Source organism: Enterococcus sp. DIV1368f, from assembly GCF_051712245.1.
Lineage (GTDB): Bacteria > Bacillota > Bacilli > Lactobacillales > Enterococcaceae > Enterococcus > Enterococcus faecalis.
The window spans coordinates 255,001-270,457 of record NZ_JBIOON010000001.1 but is presented as its reverse complement, the minus strand read 5'-3'; the positions used below and the strand labels follow the sequence as shown (position 1 = coordinate 270,457).

The window sequence follows — 15,457 nt, the reverse complement described above, 5'->3', positions numbered from 1 at the left end:
ATTCTTTCATTTGTTATTTACGAACGTAATTCACATCATAATCGTCAACTTCAATATAGATATAGATTTTTTTATCAGGCATTTTACTGCGAATGTCTCGTTCAATCGCATTCACAACATCAGGTGCATCTTCTTCCATTGGTTCTACCACATCAATTTTTGCCGCTACTAAAATTTCAGTTGGGCCTAAATGAACGGTTTTTACATCAATTAGTTTTTCAACATCCGCCCGATCAAATGCGGTTTTAATTTTTGCTAAATCTGTAGCGGTCACACTTTCGCCTATAATCAAACTATAAAATTCTTTCGCTAAGAAAATGGCTGCACACATTAATAGTAAACCAATCAGTAAACCACTGATAGCATCAAATGCAGCAATCCCAGTTACCATTGTTAAAAGGGTCCCCACCAAAGCTAAACACAAACCAATAACCGCACAAAAGTCTTCCGTAAAAATAATTAAAATTTCACTGTGACGACTTTCTCGCAAAAATTTTAAGAGCGATAACTTCTCTGTATTCAATTCTTTGATTTCTTTCATCGCTACACGCAACGAGCTACCTTCCACAAGCAAACCAAAAATTAAAATACCAATGACAATAGCCACATTTTCTACTTCGTGAGAGGGATGCAGTAACTTCTGAATAGCCTCCATTACGCCTAACGCGCCCCCACCAAAAAAGAGCATCGTTGCAACAATTGTACTAAAAAAGTATTTTGCACGGCCTTCTCCAAATTGATGTAACGCACTTTGTCCACGAGAAGCGCGCTTATTCCCAAAAAGCAATAACACCTGATTACTACAGTCCACGACACTGTGGATACTTTCATTCATCATAGCGGTACTACCACTTAAAGCAAAACCAACAAATTTACTAATCGCTACTAAAATATTCGCAATCAGTGCGGCAATAACTGCAAACATGCCACTCGATTTTTTTGTCTCCATAATTACCTCCTATATGTAACGTAAAACTAAGATAAACCACCCGTTTATTCATCCATCATTTTACCACTTCTGAGGTATTTGTAAAAAAGAGTTCTCTTAAAATTCAAAAAGAAATGTACTGACTGTTTTAGTTGGCCCTCATTTATCGGTGTCCATCCCACTCTTGATAAAATTCCTCCAGATAAAGTTCCATAAATTGATGACGCTTTTCCGCCAATAAGCGACCATAATTTGTATTCATTTGTTCCTTTAACTTTAAAAGTTTCTCATAAAAATGCATAATAGCAGTATCTTCCCCATTCCGGTATTCTTCTTGGGTTAACTGTTCACGAGGTTGTTTATGAGGATCGTGAATTAAACGGCCTTTATTTCCCGAATAAGCCATCACCCGTGCAATTCCAATTGCGCCGATGGCATCTAGTCGATCCGCATCCTGGACCACTTTTCCTTCTAATGTAGTGACTGTTTTCCCAGTATTTCCTCCTTTAAAGGACATATTAGCAATAATGGAAAGGATGTTATTCGTTTGCTCTGTTGATACGTTATTTGCTTCCAACCATTGTTGCACCTTTAGCAAGCCAGCCTCTTCGCTTTCGTTAAATTTTTCATCGCCAATATCATGTAACAATGCTGTTAATATACATAAAAATAAATTTGCTTGTTCTTTCTCTGCAATTGTTTTTGCTAATTGTGTCACCCGATAAATATGCCACCAGTCATGGCCACTTGCTTCGTTGGCTAATTCTTGTTGAACATAACGCTCTGCTGCTTGAATAATTGTTTGTTCTTCAAAACTAAGAGATTCATTTTCAAACATCCTAACACTCCTTTATTCTGGATTTAAAATTTCCACTTGGATAATCCCGCTAGCTTTCAGAAACATATTGGTGACAATCGGACCTACAAAAGAAAATCCTCTTTTTTTTAAGTCTTTTGCTACGTTATCTGATAAAAGCTGTGTGCGTGGGACTTGGTATGCTTCTTCATAAATAGATAAAACGGGGACGTTTTTTACAAATTGCCATAGATAATTGGCAAAACTGCCAAATTCTTCTTGTACTTTTAAAATTGCTTGCGCATTTTTAATGGTTGCTTCAATTTTGCGCCGATTGCGAATCATATCTGGATCAGCTACTATTCGATCGACTTCGTCAGGCAACAGCGCGGCAACTTTTTCCGGCTTCATTTGGCAAAAATTTTTCATGAATGCTACTTTTTTCCCTGCTGCTGCTTTCCAACTTAAACCAACTTGAAAAACACCCACCGTCAACAATAAAAACAGCAAATCATCCTCTCTTGTAGGTTTTCCCCATTGTTCTGTATACCATTGATAGTTGTTCATCGCCGCCTCCTTTTAAGACTGTTCAAATGTTAATAATGCTTGTTTCATTGCTAAACCACCACGGTAACCGGTTAATTGTCCCTTGCTGCCGATGACTCGATGGCAAGGAATGACCATTAATAAAGGATTTTTCCCAATCGCTGTGCCAACTGCTCGAACCGCACGTGGACGCCCAATTTTTTCTGAAATTTCTTGATAGGTCATTGTCTCACCATAAGGTATTTCTTGCAACGCCTGCCAAACTTCTTTTTGAAAGGGCGTTCCTTTGATGTCTATGGGGCAAGCAAACGTTGTCGAATGTTGGTTAAGATAACTTATTAGTGCTTCTTTATAAGGCGCAGTTTTCTTTTCAGAAGCTTCTAATTGTGCTTGAGGGTACCAGTTTTTCAGCTCTTCTATCGATTGATTGGCTGAACCTACAAAAGCTAGTCCAGCGTCTGTCACACCAAGATAATAGTGATCGTTCTGCCATTCTTGTTGCGCATAATAAATCTTTTTTGCCATATGTCTACACTTCTTTCTCGTGTTTTCTTATCTTCATTATAATTCTTTTGGCTTTCAAAATCTTGCGTTCCTATCACTTTTTACTTGTTTTTATTAGGGATTCTTTTACAATGAAGAAAACGGGAGGTGTGCTTACAATGAAAACAACGTATCGACTTACTCAGAAACGTTGGGAAGCCATTCAAAATAATAATACGCAATTTGATGGTGATTTTTTTTATGGTGTGACCACAACTAAAATTTTTTGTCGTCCTTCGTGCCCTTCCCGTGCGCCCAATAAGAACCACGTTCTGATCTTCAAAACGGCTCAGGAAGCTTTAACACTTGGTTTTCGTCCATGTAAAAGATGTCAACCAACCGGGCAAGTCGTTCCTAACGAGGAATGGGTTGCTCAAATTAAGCAATTTATTGATCGGCATTCAGCGGAACCATTAAGTTTAGACTATTTAGCGCAAGCCTGCCACGGTAGTCCCTTTCATTTGCAGCGAACCTTTAAGGAACAGACAAAACAAACCCCATTAGCTTATTTAACAAGTATCCGAATTAGGCAAGCCCAAGAATTGCTTCTCCATTCACCCCTTACGATTCAACAAATCGCGAAAAAAGTTGGCTTCCAAACCGCAGCATATTTTGCCACCACTTTTAAAAAAGAAACAGGCGTAACCCCCTCTGTTTATCGAAGTAAAAATGAGCCGAAAAAATAACATTTCGGCTCATCGGATTATTTATTGGGGCGTGATTGTAGCCATGCTACAATCAATTGACTGATTTCTGTTTGCTGTTGCTCATTAGAAATTGTCGCTTTGTTGTCTCCTTTTTGGACACCGTAATTACCAAACCCTGCATGATTCCCACCTTCGATAGATACATACTGCGTATCTTTTGGCAAAAACTGTTTGGCTTTTTGGTAGCTAGTCCAATTTAAAACACCATCGTTTGTGGCTGTTATTGACAGAACCGGCAGATTTTGCTTGTTTAGTGCACCTTTTTCGTCAGGATAGCTGGCTAAATAAATCATGCCTTTGATTCGTTGCTCATTTTCCGCTACAAAACGACTAGCCATCACACCACCCAGAGAATGCCCAGCCAAAACGAAGTTTTGTTGTGGATGATCCTTTATAATTTGTTCTGCAGCATTTGGTGCAAGAACCGCTAAATTCAAAGGAAAATGAACAACATAGACATCGTAACCTTTCGTAGCAACTTCTTGCGCCCATTCACTATAACTAGCTGGCACAACCAATGCACCTGGATAAAAAATCAGTGCTGTATCATTTTTTTGCCCGTTTGTGTAATAATCATAGTTTTTTTCTTGCGTGGCACTTTGACTTATTTTTAAGGCCGAATCGGTTGCTTGATACGTACTATTTTTAATAAAAATAGTCAGACCGATGACTAATACCGCTAAAAAAAGCCCGATTCCTAGGACAATTTTTTTCCAACGTGATTTTGTTCTATTTTTCATCTCATTTCCTCCCAATGAAAAAATTCTTCTTTCTGATTCTACCTTTAATAAAAAAAGAACACAACAATAGGAGTTGGTGAAGCAACCCTTTTCTTGCTCCACCAACTCCTAACTAGACCGTTTCTCGATTCCTTAGATTATTTTGATTCTTTTTCGCCTGCTTCTAAGTAGCTGATAATAACCGTTTCAAATCATCATTTATTTTTCCTACACTTCCCTTATTAAAATAACAATGAAGCTGAAAGCAGAAATATCAACACCGAACAGATCAATAAAGCCCTGTTATTTGATAAAGTATAGTCTAAATAGATATACTCGCCAATGAAAAATACTATCAGAGCTAACGAAGCCCTAAATAAACCAACATTTTCAAAAATATATTCTTTGAAAATGAAGGAAAGGACTCCCAAAATAAGGAATGATAGTAACATTGACTTAACAATAAACCATTGCTTCCTCGCCATTATAACACTTCTCTCTAAGGAATATTAATTGTATAGTTCCAATTCCAGCCACCGATATATTTCCCTAAACTTATTCTTCTAATTCCGTTTTCTACTGCCCATTTTGCTGTTGCAGCTGCTCCAGCTGTTATAACTGCTGCTACACCTGCACCGACTGGTCCTGCTGCTGCAAATTGCTTGGCATACCAGCCCACATATCCACCTACAAATGCGCCAGCTGCCCATGCATTCATTTTTCTTACTTTTGGTCCTAAATTAATATATACACCTACAAATCTGGATAATTGTGGTGTATTTAAATCAATTTCATTTGTAGCATCAATCATCAATTGCGCATCCGAAACTGAAATATTTAAATCCGAAGCTAAAGTCTCAACATCTGTGTTAATTACAAGAACACCATTAACAGTATCGAAATAGCCTTCTAATTTTTCACTAGCCTGCAACATTTCCTTATCTAAAGTTCCATATTCATTTTCAATATCCGTAATTGTTTCATTAATTTTATCTACTGAAACAACTCCAAAATCCAAAATACTTGTTGAGTCGGTTGCTAAAGCTCTCATAGGAATTATAGTCATTCCTAAAATGCCTAAGACAGCTACAGAAATTAAAAATTTATTTTTCATAATTTAAAGCTCCTCCTTTTACTTTGATATCCGATTTTTTAATACCTAACAACTGTTAATTTTTGCTGATCAACAAACATACTATGGTACTTTCTTCATCAATTCCCTCCCTTTCATAAATTTGTCTGTTGTAAAAAATAGTAGCATACACTATTTTAAATAGACATAGCTATTATTCTATTTTATAGGGACACATTACTAATATAAGCAAGCATAGTAACAGCCTTATACAATTTAGATAATAAATAACAACCTATTTCATTAACTAAAACAACAATAGTCATAAAAAGGACTGGTTTTTAACAGATACATGTCACAATGTTTTCATGCTATTTATTTAATAGTTGATTCACTAATTAAAAAAATAATTTCTAATTTTCACTTAATATAAATGTAAAAATACCCCATCAGAACATGCTTTTATTCAGTTAGTAAAAAAAACGGTCCAAAATCTAGTCAGCATAGTTATGCGATAAATCATTTTTGAGCTCGAACCACTTCTATTTAAAAATGTGATGAGGTAAGCCTTCACTTTTAATAAAAAACAATAGGAGTTGGTGAAGCAACCCTTCTGTTGCTCCACCAACTCCTAACTAGACCGTTTCTCGATGCCTTAGATTATTTTGATTCTTTTTCGCCTGCTTCTAAGTAGCTGACATCATTGACTTTATCCAAAGTATATTCGCCATTTTTGTAATGAATTGTTGTGACACTAGCATTCTTCAAACCGCCTTCTGGGACTTTAAAATCATCAAATAAAGTTGCTAACAACGCTGAAATACTCAAGCCATGAGAGACCACTAAAACATTGCCATTCCCGGAATTGGCTGATTCTGTGGCAACAATTTTATCTAAGCCTTTTTTCAAACGTTTGGTAATTGTAGCATAGTCTTCTGCAGGCCAGTTATTCTTGCTTTCCTCGCGCTGTTGATCCAGTTTAGCTACACTGTTGGCAAAGGATTCAGGAGTCATGTTTTTCATAAATTCTTCTAAGGAAACACCTTGATCATCAGCAATATCCTGCCACATTGTCTTGTTTAAATCACCTTCATAGCTACCAAAATTAAATTCACGTAAATCTGGGTCACGCACGACTTCAAGGTCTTTGCCTGCTTTATTTTGATCTAAAATAAGTTGAGCAGTTTGCAAGGCGCGGCCACTATCACTACTATATGCATTTTGAAAGGCAACATCTTTCAGTCCAATCCCAGTTGCTGTCACAACTTTTTCACCTTCTGGTGTTAGGACCGCATCTGACCATCCTTGTACGCGGTCCGTCGTATTTAACATGGTTTTTCCGTGGCGCACAATGTAAAGAGTTAGTTCTTCAGGTTTTGTCTCTTTTTCTTTTGTCGTTGCTTGCTGATTTTTACCACAACCAACCATTACTAAAATGGCCAGAAAAAGCATCCCCACAATCGTCAATCGTTTTTTCATTTTTTATTTCCCCTCATCTTCTACTCTGTTGTTAAGTTTTCACCATTACTAGCGATAACTTGTTTGTACCAATTAAATGATTTTTTCTTAGTTCGTTTCAAGGTTCCCTGACCTTGGTCATCCATGTCTACATAGATAAAGCCGTAACGTTTTTTCATTTCGCCAGTCCCTGCTGAAACTAAATCAATACAACCCCAAGGCGTATAACCAATTAAGTTAACTCCGTCTTCTTCTACTGCGGTTCTCATGGCTTCAATATGTTGTTTAAAATAATCAATGCGGTAATCGTCGACAATCGAGCCATCCTCTTGCAATGTATCCACCGCGCCAAACCCGTTTTCAACCACAAACAATGGCATATTGTAACGATCTGACAACTGACACAATGAAATTCTTAACCCTAAAGGATCGACAGCCCAGCCCCATTCAGATTCTTGCAAATAAGGATTTTTAACCGCAGGCATTTGGTTGCCTCCGACATATTTTACTTCTTCGGGATAAGCAGTCGAAACAGTCGACATATAATAACTAAACCCGATATAATCAACTGTTCCTTTTTGAATAATCGCTAAATCATCTGACTCCATTTGAATTGTCATTCCTTCACGCTCAAATTCTTTGAGCTTATGCGCTGGATAATAGCCCTTAGCCTGGACATCCATATAAAATTCTTGCTCTCGGTTAAATTGAACAGCTGCCATCACGTCCTCAGGTTTGCAGGACAAAGGATAACTTGGAATATAAGCCACCATCATACCAATTTGGAAATCTGGATTGATGGAATGTCCTAATTCAACTGCTTTCGCACTTGCTACAAATAGATGATGCGCTGCTTGATATTTACTTTGTTTATCATTATTGTGAATCCCAATTTGCGTCCAACTTCTTAAAAAATTAATTTCATTAAAAGTCATCCAATACTTCACTTTATCCTGATAACGTGTAAAAATGGTTTCGCAAAAGAAAACAAAGAAATCAATCACTTCACGATTTTTCCAACCATCATATTCATCGGCCAAATACATCGGAATATCAAAATGGTTAATCGTCACAACGGGCTCAATTCCATGGCGCAGCAAAGTATCAAAAACTTTATCATAAAAGGCTAAGCCTTCTTCATTAATCTCTTTTGTTCCATTTGGGCAAATCCGGCTCCAGGCGATAGACAGCCGAAAACATTTGAAACCCATTTCTGCAAATAAGGCGATATCTTCTTCGTAATGATGGTAAAAGTCCGTCGCTACATGACTAGGATAGTATAACTCTTCATCGATATAGCCAATCGCTCCTTCGGGTAATGCTTGATCGCGCGTACACGAAGCTTTTTGGCCTTCTTTAGTTAAATACGTAATCCGTCGCGGTTCTGTTTGACTACCACCAGTAATTGCATCTAATGTACTCAGACCTTTGCCTCCTGAAAGATAGCCACCTTCATATTGGTTAGCAGCTGTTGCGCCGCCCCATAAAAAATTTTCTGGAAATCCCATAAAATCCCTCTTTCCCTCTGTTTTTAGGCATCACAAAGAAACCATCAAGGGAATTGACGCTGGCAGAAGAGTCCTTGTTTTTTCTGCCAACGTCAAACGCCCTTTAATAGTTGCTAAATTTTATTAATTACTTAAATCTTCACCATTTGTTGCGATTACTTTTTTGTACCAATCAAACGATTTCTTCTTGCTTCGTTTTAACGTACCATTTCCTTCGTTATCGCGATCCACATAGATAAAGCCATAGCGTTTTTTCATTTCACCTGTTCCAGCTGATACTAAATCAATACAGCCCCAAGTCGTATAGCCTAACAAGTCGACACCATCTTGTTCAACGGCATCTTTCATCGCTTGAATATGCGCCGCCAAATAATCGATACGATAATCATCGACTACATAACCATTTTCGTCTGGTGTGTCTACCGCTCCTAAGCCATTTTCAACAATGAATAGTGGTTTTTGATAACGATCATATAAATCATTCATCGTAATTCTCAAACCAAGCGGATCAATTTGCCAACCCCATTCACTGGCTTTTAAATAAGGATTTTTCACAGAGGCAAAGATGTTACCAGCTGTTTGTTCATTAATTTCTGGATCTGTTGATGTGACACGAGAAGAATAATAAGAGAACGAAATGAAGTCCACCGTATGTTCTTTTAAAAGTTCTTCGTCGCCTTCTTCCATTTCAATTTGAATACCTTTACGTGCCATTTCTTTTAAAGCATACGCAGGGTATTCCCCGCGTGATTGGACATCAATAAAGAAATAATTTTCACGATCTGCTTGTCGAGCAGCGAAAACATCTTCTGGTTTGCAAGTATAAGCGTAGTTGGAACCAGCCGCTAACATACAACCTACTTGGTTTTCAGGATCTACCTCATGAGCAATTTTTGTCGCAATTGCACTTGCTAGTAGTTCATGATGGGCCGCTTGGTATTTCACTTGTTCTTTGTTTTCGCCTTCTTCAAAGTATAGACCTGCTCCCATAAATGGTGCATGTAAAATCATATTAATTTCGTTAAATGTTAACCAATACTTGACTAATCCTTTATATCGGTTGAAAATTACACGGCAAAGATTTTCATAGAAACCTACTAACTTACGACTACGCCAAGCGCCATATTCTTCCACTAAGTGCATTGGGCAGTCAAAGTGTGTAATCGTTACTAGTGGCTCAATCCCATATTTATGACATTCTTTGAATAAGTCTTCATAGAACTTCAAGCCTTCTTCATTCGGCTCTGTTTCATCTCCCATTGGAAAAATTCGACTCCAAGCAATGGATAAACGGTATGTTTTAAAACCCATTTCACCAAACAAGGCGATATCTTCTTTATAGCGATGATACATATCAATCGCCTCTTGTGCAGGATAGAAATGTTCCTCATCAAAGTTAAACATTTTCTTTTCACCAGTGATTACTGGAAAACGATCTGGACCAGTTGGCGCTAAGTCGACGTTTGCCAAACCGCGTCCGCCTTCGTTATAGCCACCTTCACATTGATTGGCTGCTGTTGCGCCACCCCATAAAAAGTCTTTTCTAAATGCCATAAATTCTCTTCCTCCACATCTTTTTATATTAAAGCGGTCAGCAAATCATCGCTTGTTGAAACTTCATTACTGCCGACTTCCAAAATATCTAAATAATCCGCTGTATTCGTCACAACGATTGGAATTTGTGTACTAAACCCAGCTTTTTTAATTCCTTCTAAATCAAAGGTTACTAATGTTTGACCTTTTTTCACGCGGTCACCTTGTTTTACAAAAGCTTCAAAGCCTTCGCCTTCTAATTGAACTGTATCAATCCCAATATGAATCAATAATTCTGTGCCGTTATCTGAAATCAAACCTAATGCGTGTTTTGTTGGGAATAGTGTGACAATCGTTCCATCAAAGGGTGCAACCACTTTGCCTTCCGTTGGTTCAATCACGACCCCATTTCCTAATGCTCCATTTGCAAAAGCAGGATCCTCTGCATTTTTTAAAGATAACACTCGTCCTTTGACTGGACTTGTAATATTTTCTTTTTTAATCGTTGTTTTATCAATAATCACTTCTTCTTCCTCAACTGTATTGTCTTTCCAGAAGAAGAATGTTAGACCAAAACCAACGACCGCTGCAATGGCAATTGCAATAAAGGACTGAATCATCCCACTTGCATCATCACCATTGATAAAGTTTAGCACACCGAAAATTCCTAAACCACCCATTGTATAAGCTGTCACATTGTTGATCATCAAATATAAACCACCGACAGCGCCACCAATCATTGAATAAATAAATGGCCATTTTTTCGGTAAAGTGATTCCATAAATCGCTGGCTCTGTTACACCAAAAATACCAGAGATAATTGCTGGCGGACACAAAGCTTTTAACTTTTTATCTTTCAATTTGAAGAACATCGCTAAAACAACCGCTGTTTGCGCAAAACTAGCTGCAAATGATCCCGTTAATACTTGGCTTGAGCCTTCTTGTGTCACTTGCATAATAGCTAATGGCACAACGCTCCAATGTAAACCAAAAATAACTAAGACTTGCCAGAAGAAACCAAGAATCAAACCATACAAAGCTGGTGAGAAACTCATTAATGCTGTAAAGCCAGCGCTTAATAAATCTGTTAGCATGCTAACGATTGGCCCAATTACTAAGAAACCAATTGGTAAGGCAATCAACAAGACGAAAAACGGTACTAAGAACGTTTGAACAACTTCTGGAATAATCCGTTTAAACACTTTTTGAACTTGTGCCGCAAAAGCAATAATGAAGATGATTGGTACGACACTACTTGTATAGTTCGCACCTACCCAAGGGATCCCCATAAATGTATTATAGGCAGGTAAGCCGAATAAATTATACGGTGCTGCGGCTCCGGCACCCGCTGTTGTTTCAAAGGCCGTTTGTAATGCACTTCCTTGAATCGTTGGGTAACATAAAGCTGCACCAATCACGATCCCTACCATTGGATGCAACCGGAATTTTTTAGCTGCTGTATAACCTAAAATAACTGGCATAAAGTAGAAAATTGCATCGCCAATCCCATTTAACATGGTATAAGTCCCTGACGTAGCCGTATAGAGCTTTAAGAAAACCAATAAGGCATTTAACCCTTTAACCATCCCAGCCGCTGCTAACGCCCCTAAAAAGGGTTGGAAACAACCACTTAAAATATCTATTAAGCGATCAAATAAATTCCCGCTGGAAGCTTCTTCTTCACGTTCTCCTGACAAGCCTGCAATACTAACTACTTCTTCATAAACGGCTGGAACATGGTTCCCAATAACGACTTGGTATTGTCCACCGCTTTTCATAACAGTTACCACACCGTCCATATTTTTTAAGACATCATCATTCGCTTGACTCTCATCTTTTAATTTGAAGCGAAGACGTGTGATACAATGTGTCAAACTATTAATATTCTCTTGCCCACCGACATTTTTTACAATTTTTTCTGCTAGTTCATGATATTTTCCCATCTTTTTTTCCTCCAAAAATTTATTTTCATTTGAAGGTTTAGCCAACTGAATGTCACTATCCAAAGTGGTGCGTTTATTGTTCCGTTGTTTGTACAATTCGTGCAATGTGAATCGTTAGGTACAAGCGTTCTTCATTTGAAACTTGATAGTCATAGTTCTCATTTAAATACAAGCTAATCTTTTCCACGCAACGATAGGCGTTGAGATATTTCTTTTTAATTACCGCATACAGTTCTTCATCATCATTTTCGACAACTTCACGTTGGTGTAATAAGCGATAACAGAAAAATTTTAAATGTGTGCTAAATCGATAAAAGTAAACAGAGTCTTCATCAAAACTTACCTTAAAATAGTATTTGACGATATTTGTAATCTCTTGCATCAACTTTGTCAATTCGTAAATATTACCGACTTCTTCCTCCATCTCCGCATTCACCAAGTGCAATGCGATAAAACCTGCCTCATCCGTTGACAATTCCATTCCTACGCGCTTTTGTACCATTTTTAAAGCATTTACTCCTACTTCGTACTCTTCAGGAAAAAAACGTTTAATATCCCATAATAATAAATTCTTAATTGCAATTCCTTGTTTTTTTCTTTCTAAAGCTGTGTACAAATGATCCGTCAGAGAAATATAAATGGTATCATTCAAACTCTTTTTCAACGTTGATTTTGCATAAACAATAATGTCATCCGAGAGTTTCATCATCTCTAAAGGAATATTTCCTAACAATTCTTGAAACTTAAGTGATGTTTCTTGATTGGCTAAATAAAAAACTTGATCGATACTTTCATCAGGAACCCAATCACCAATGCGTTTCTTAAAAGCAATTCCTTTGCCCATAACAATTTGCTCTCGTTTATCATCATCTAATGTAATAACCACATTATTGTTTAAAATTTTGTGAATAATCAATGCCCCACCTCCTTTGTGTTTCGTTGAAAAAAGAAAAACCCAATTTCTTCAAAAAGAACGACACATATGTCGCTTCATGAAAAAATTAGGTTTAGCTTGTCTTTAAACAATCACTATCCATCTATTTACTTATCCCTACATCCAAAGAATAACATATTTACAACAAATGTCAACGCTTTCAACAACATTTTTTTGTAATAAAAATAAAAAAAGCATACAAACAATGTTTGTATGCTTCACTATGACCCGTACGGGACTCGAACCCGTGTTACCGCCGTGAAAGGGCGGTGTCTTAACCGCTTGACCAACGGGCCATTAAAAAGAAAAAACGGAGAAGGAGGGATTTGAACCCTCGCGCCGGTTTCCCGACCTACACCCTTAGCAGGGGCGCCTCTTCAGCCACTTGAGTACTTCCCCAAGAAATAAATGGGCCTAAATGGACTCGAACCATCGACCTCACGCTTATCAGGCGTGCGCTCTAACCAGCTGAGCTATAGGCCCCAAATAAGAAAAAAGCGGGTGACGAGAATCGAACTCGCGACAACAGCTTGGAAGGCTGTGGTTTTACCACTAAACTACACCCGCAAATTTTTCTTGGATGGCGCGGGACAGAATCGAACTGCCGACACATGGAGCTTCAATCCATTGCTCTACCAACTGAGCTACCGAGCCAAAAACGGTCTGGACGGGACTCGAACCCGCGACCTCCTGCGTGACAGGCAGGCATTCTAACCAGCTGAACTACCAAACCAATTCGTTTTTGCTTTATGCAAATGTATGCTTTAAAAAATAAAAGCAATTGCGGGGGCAGGATTTGAACCTACGACCTTCGGGTTATGAGCCCGACGAGCTACCTGACTGCTCCACCCCGCGATAATTAGACTAAGGAAATTTAATTCCTAAGAAAGGAGGATAAGGGATTCGAACCCTTGCACGGTTTTACCCGCCTGACGGTTTTCAAGACCGTTCCCTTCAGCCGGACTTGGGTAATCCTCCGTAACAAAACTATGACCCGTACGGGACTCGAACCCGTGTTACCGCCGTGAAAGGGCGGTGTCTTAACCGCTTGACCAACGGGCCATTTTATAAAATTATGGGCCTAAATGGACTCGAACCATCGACCTCACGCTTATCAGGCGTGCGCTCTAACCAGCTGAGCTATAGGCCCAAAAAGAAAAGCGGGTGACGAGAATCGAACTCGCGACAACAGCTTGGAAGGCTGTGGTTTTACCACTAAACTACACCCGCATGGCGGTCTGGACGGGACTCGAACCCGCGACCTCCTGCGTGACAGGCAGGCATTCTAACCAGCTGAACTACCAAACCATACTTTTCTTTTTATGTGCTTTTGAATTCAAAAGCAATTGCGGGGGCAGGATTTGAACCTACGACCTTCGGGTTATGAGCCCGACGAGCTACCTGACTGCTCCACCCCGCGATAATTAGACTAAGGAAAATTGATTCCTAAGAAAGGAGGATAAGGGATTCGAACCCTTGCACGGTTTTACCCGCCTGACGGTTTTCAAGACCGTTCCCTTCAGCCGGACTTGGGTAATCCTCCATGATAAAAATAAAACTATAAACAACGTCACAATGGACCTTGTAGGACTCGAACCTACGACCGGACGGTTATGAGCCGTCTGCTCTAACCAACTGAGCTAAAGGTCCAGGCTCTTCCAAATGTATAATCGCGGCGGAGGGGATCGAACCCCCGACCTCCCGGGTATGAACCGGACGCTCTAGCCAGCTGAGCTACACCGCGAAACTCTTATATTAAAATAAGAATGGAGCCTAGCGGGATCGAACCGCTGACCTCCTGCGTGCAAAGCAGGCGCTCTCCCAGCTGAGCTAAGGCCCCATGAAAATTATTATCGGGAAGACAGGATTCGAACCTGCGACCCCTTGGTCCCAAACCAAGTGCTCTACCAAGCTGAGCTACTTCCCGTATATAACTAATGCACCCAAAGGGAGTCGAACCCCTAACCTTTTGATTCGTAGTCAAACACTCTATCCAGTTGAGCTATGGGTGCTAAATATAAAACAATGCCGAGGACCGGAATCGAACCGGTACGGTGATCACTCACCGCAGGATTTTAAGTCCTGTGCGTCTGCCAGTTCCGCCACCCCGGCGTAATGAATTGGCTAAGCGGAAAACGGGGTTCGAACCCGCGACCCCCACCTTGGCAAGGTGGTGCTCTACCACTGAGCTATTTCCGCAAAATGGTGCCGGCTAAAGGACTTGAACCCTCGACCCTCTGATTACAAATCAGATGCTCTACCAACTGAGCTAAGCCGGCTAAATATGCGGGTGAAGGGACTTGAACCCCCACGCCTTGCGGCGCTAGATCCTAAATCTAGTGCGTCTGCCAATTCCGCCACACCCGCAAATGAAATATGAATATGAGCCGTACAGGGCTCGAACCTGTGACCCTCTGATTAAAAGTCAGATGCTCTACCAACTGAGCTAACGGCTCAAAAAATGGAGGTTAACGGGATCGAACCGCTGACCCCCTGCTTGTAAGGCAGGTGCTCTCCCAGCTGAGCTAAACCTCCAAAAACAACAATTCGCGTGGCGACGTCCTACTCTCACAAAGGGAAACCCTTCACTACAATCGGCGCTAAGAAGCTTAACTTCTGTGTTCGGCATGGGAACAGGTGTATCCTTCTCGCTATCGCCACCACACTGGGTGTTGTTTCTTATTGAGTTGAATCTTCATTCACTCAAAACTGGATTGAAGTTTGAATCAAAATAACCAAGTTGCTTTTACTTATCCATTCTTTGGTTAAG

The 15,457-nt window shown here is 39.5% G+C and carries 12 protein-coding genes, 25 tRNA genes and 2 rRNA genes (1 of these 39 cut by a window edge); 1 reads left to right on the top strand and 38 read right to left on the bottom strand.

Annotated features, from left to right (window positions below; all coding sequences use genetic code 11):
* Positions 1 to 13 precede the first annotated feature (13 nt).
* The 4 genes from IGL07_RS01480 to IGL07_RS01465 form a co-directional block, all read right to left on the bottom strand.
* Positions 14 to 949 carry a cation diffusion facilitator family transporter gene (locus tag IGL07_RS01480; protein WP_002355191.1) on the bottom strand — a complete coding sequence of 312 codons (936 nt, stop codon included), beginning with the start codon at positions 947 to 949 and terminating at the stop codon, positions 14 to 16.
* A 142-nt stretch (positions 950 to 1,091) separates the two neighbouring features.
* A complete protein-coding gene (locus tag IGL07_RS01475; RefSeq protein WP_010816989.1) occupies positions 1,092 to 1,766 on the bottom strand; it encodes an HD domain-containing protein in 675 nt (224 codons plus the stop codon).
* A gap of 12 nt (positions 1,767 to 1,778) precedes the next feature.
* Positions 1,779 to 2,291 (bottom strand): DNA-3-methyladenine glycosylase I, encoded by a 513-nt coding sequence (locus tag IGL07_RS01470; protein WP_002355189.1) that lies wholly within the window; start codon positions 2,289 to 2,291, stop codon positions 1,779 to 1,781.
* A 12-nt stretch (positions 2,292 to 2,303) separates the two neighbouring features.
* Positions 2,304 to 2,795, bottom strand: coding sequence for a methylated-DNA--[protein]-cysteine S-methyltransferase (locus tag IGL07_RS01465; RefSeq protein WP_002389531.1), 492 nt, complete (start codon positions 2,793 to 2,795; stop codon positions 2,304 to 2,306).
* Positions 2,796 to 2,905: 110 nt separating this feature from the next.
* Here IGL07_RS01465 and IGL07_RS01460 point away from each other — a divergent pair, with 110 nt between their 5' ends.
* Positions 2,906 to 3,499 carry a bifunctional transcriptional activator/DNA repair enzyme AdaA gene (locus tag IGL07_RS01460; RefSeq protein ID WP_173958984.1) on the top strand — a complete coding sequence of 198 codons (594 nt, stop codon included), beginning with the start codon at positions 2,906 to 2,908 and terminating at the stop codon, positions 3,497 to 3,499.
* Between the two features lie 17 nt (positions 3,500 to 3,516).
* On the opposite strand, the gene IGL07_RS01455 is transcribed toward IGL07_RS01460, so the two are convergent.
* From IGL07_RS01455 to IGL07_RS01290, 34 genes are all read right to left on the bottom strand, one after another.
* Positions 3,517 to 4,260, bottom strand: coding sequence for an alpha/beta hydrolase (locus IGL07_RS01455; protein ID WP_010816987.1), 744 nt, complete (start codon positions 4,258 to 4,260; stop codon positions 3,517 to 3,519).
* Between the two features lie 478 nt (positions 4,261 to 4,738).
* Positions 4,739 to 5,353, bottom strand: a complete 615-nt coding sequence (locus IGL07_RS01450) for a hypothetical protein (RefSeq protein WP_002377892.1) — start codon at positions 5,351 to 5,353, stop codon at positions 4,739 to 4,741.
* A 618-nt stretch (positions 5,354 to 5,971) separates the two neighbouring features.
* On the bottom strand, positions 5,972 to 6,790 hold the full coding sequence (locus IGL07_RS01445; RefSeq protein ID WP_002355185.1) for a histidine phosphatase family protein: 819 nt from the start codon (positions 6,788 to 6,790) through the stop codon (positions 5,972 to 5,974).
* 20 nt (positions 6,791 to 6,810) lie between these two features.
* Entirely contained in the window at positions 6,811 to 8,277 is a 1,467-nt protein-coding gene (locus IGL07_RS01440; RefSeq protein ID WP_010816986.1) for a glycoside hydrolase family 1 protein, read from the bottom strand.
* 123 nt (positions 8,278 to 8,400) lie between these two features.
* A complete protein-coding gene (locus tag IGL07_RS01435) occupies positions 8,401 to 9,831 on the bottom strand; it encodes a 6-phospho-beta-glucosidase (RefSeq protein WP_002355183.1) in 1,431 nt (476 codons plus the stop codon).
* A 23-nt stretch (positions 9,832 to 9,854) separates the two neighbouring features.
* Positions 9,855 to 11,753 carry a beta-glucoside-specific PTS transporter subunit IIABC gene (locus tag IGL07_RS01430; RefSeq protein ID WP_002358327.1) on the bottom strand — a complete coding sequence of 633 codons (1,899 nt, stop codon included), beginning with the start codon at positions 11,751 to 11,753 and terminating at the stop codon, positions 9,855 to 9,857.
* Positions 11,754 to 11,826: 73 nt separating this feature from the next.
* Complete coding sequence (licT, locus tag IGL07_RS01425; RefSeq protein ID WP_002355181.1) at positions 11,827 to 12,669, bottom strand: BglG family transcription antiterminator LicT; 843 nt, start codon at positions 12,667 to 12,669, stop codon at positions 11,827 to 11,829.
* 242 nt (positions 12,670 to 12,911) lie between these two features.
* A tRNA-Glu gene (locus IGL07_RS01420) sits at positions 12,912 to 12,983 on the bottom strand.
* 15 nt (positions 12,984 to 12,998) lie between these two features.
* Positions 12,999 to 13,086: transfer RNA gene (locus IGL07_RS01415), tRNA-Ser, on the bottom strand.
* 10 nt (positions 13,087 to 13,096) lie between these two features.
* Positions 13,097 to 13,170, bottom strand: a tRNA-Ile gene (locus tag IGL07_RS01410).
* Between the two features lie 13 nt (positions 13,171 to 13,183).
* Positions 13,184 to 13,254, bottom strand: a tRNA-Gly gene (locus IGL07_RS01405).
* A 14-nt stretch (positions 13,255 to 13,268) separates the two neighbouring features.
* Positions 13,269 to 13,341 (bottom strand) — tRNA-Phe (locus IGL07_RS01400).
* Between the two features lie 5 nt (positions 13,342 to 13,346).
* Positions 13,347 to 13,420 (bottom strand) — tRNA-Asp (locus IGL07_RS01395).
* A gap of 48 nt (positions 13,421 to 13,468) precedes the next feature.
* Positions 13,469 to 13,542: transfer RNA gene (locus tag IGL07_RS01390), tRNA-Met, on the bottom strand.
* Between the two features lie 33 nt (positions 13,543 to 13,575).
* Positions 13,576 to 13,665, bottom strand: a tRNA-Ser gene (locus IGL07_RS01385).
* Positions 13,666 to 13,677: 12 nt separating this feature from the next.
* A tRNA-Glu gene (locus IGL07_RS01380) sits at positions 13,678 to 13,749 on the bottom strand.
* 14 nt (positions 13,750 to 13,763) lie between these two features.
* A tRNA-Ile gene (locus IGL07_RS01375) sits at positions 13,764 to 13,837 on the bottom strand.
* 9 nt (positions 13,838 to 13,846) lie between these two features.
* A tRNA-Gly gene (locus IGL07_RS01370) sits at positions 13,847 to 13,917 on the bottom strand.
* A 1-nt stretch (position 13,918) separates the two neighbouring features.
* Positions 13,919 to 13,995 (bottom strand) — tRNA-Asp (locus IGL07_RS01365).
* A 38-nt stretch (positions 13,996 to 14,033) separates the two neighbouring features.
* A tRNA-Met gene (locus IGL07_RS01360) sits at positions 14,034 to 14,107 on the bottom strand.
* Between the two features lie 33 nt (positions 14,108 to 14,140).
* Positions 14,141 to 14,230 (bottom strand) — tRNA-Ser (locus tag IGL07_RS01355).
* 33 nt (positions 14,231 to 14,263) lie between these two features.
* A tRNA-Ile gene (locus IGL07_RS01350) sits at positions 14,264 to 14,337 on the bottom strand.
* A 20-nt stretch (positions 14,338 to 14,357) separates the two neighbouring features.
* A tRNA-Met gene (locus IGL07_RS01345) sits at positions 14,358 to 14,431 on the bottom strand.
* Between the two features lie 23 nt (positions 14,432 to 14,454).
* A tRNA-Ala gene (locus tag IGL07_RS01340) sits at positions 14,455 to 14,527 on the bottom strand.
* A 13-nt stretch (positions 14,528 to 14,540) separates the two neighbouring features.
* Positions 14,541 to 14,614 (bottom strand) — tRNA-Pro (locus tag IGL07_RS01335).
* Between the two features lie 11 nt (positions 14,615 to 14,625).
* Positions 14,626 to 14,699 (bottom strand) — tRNA-Arg (locus tag IGL07_RS01330).
* 14 nt (positions 14,700 to 14,713) lie between these two features.
* Positions 14,714 to 14,799, bottom strand: a tRNA-Leu gene (locus IGL07_RS01325).
* Positions 14,800 to 14,814: 15 nt separating this feature from the next.
* Positions 14,815 to 14,886, bottom strand: a tRNA-Gly gene (locus IGL07_RS01320).
* 4 nt (positions 14,887 to 14,890) lie between these two features.
* Positions 14,891 to 14,966, bottom strand: a tRNA-Thr gene (locus IGL07_RS01315).
* Between the two features lie 6 nt (positions 14,967 to 14,972).
* Positions 14,973 to 15,054: transfer RNA gene (locus IGL07_RS01310), tRNA-Leu, on the bottom strand.
* A gap of 16 nt (positions 15,055 to 15,070) precedes the next feature.
* Positions 15,071 to 15,143 (bottom strand) — tRNA-Lys (locus tag IGL07_RS01305).
* Between the two features lie 6 nt (positions 15,144 to 15,149).
* Positions 15,150 to 15,222: transfer RNA gene (locus IGL07_RS01300), tRNA-Val, on the bottom strand.
* 14 nt (positions 15,223 to 15,236) lie between these two features.
* Positions 15,237 to 15,352: ribosomal RNA gene (gene rrf, locus IGL07_RS01295) — 5S ribosomal RNA — on the bottom strand.
* Positions 15,353 to 15,448: 96 nt separating this feature from the next.
* A 23S ribosomal RNA gene (locus IGL07_RS01290) occupies positions 15,449 to 15,457 on the bottom strand (it continues 2,904 nt past the right edge of the window).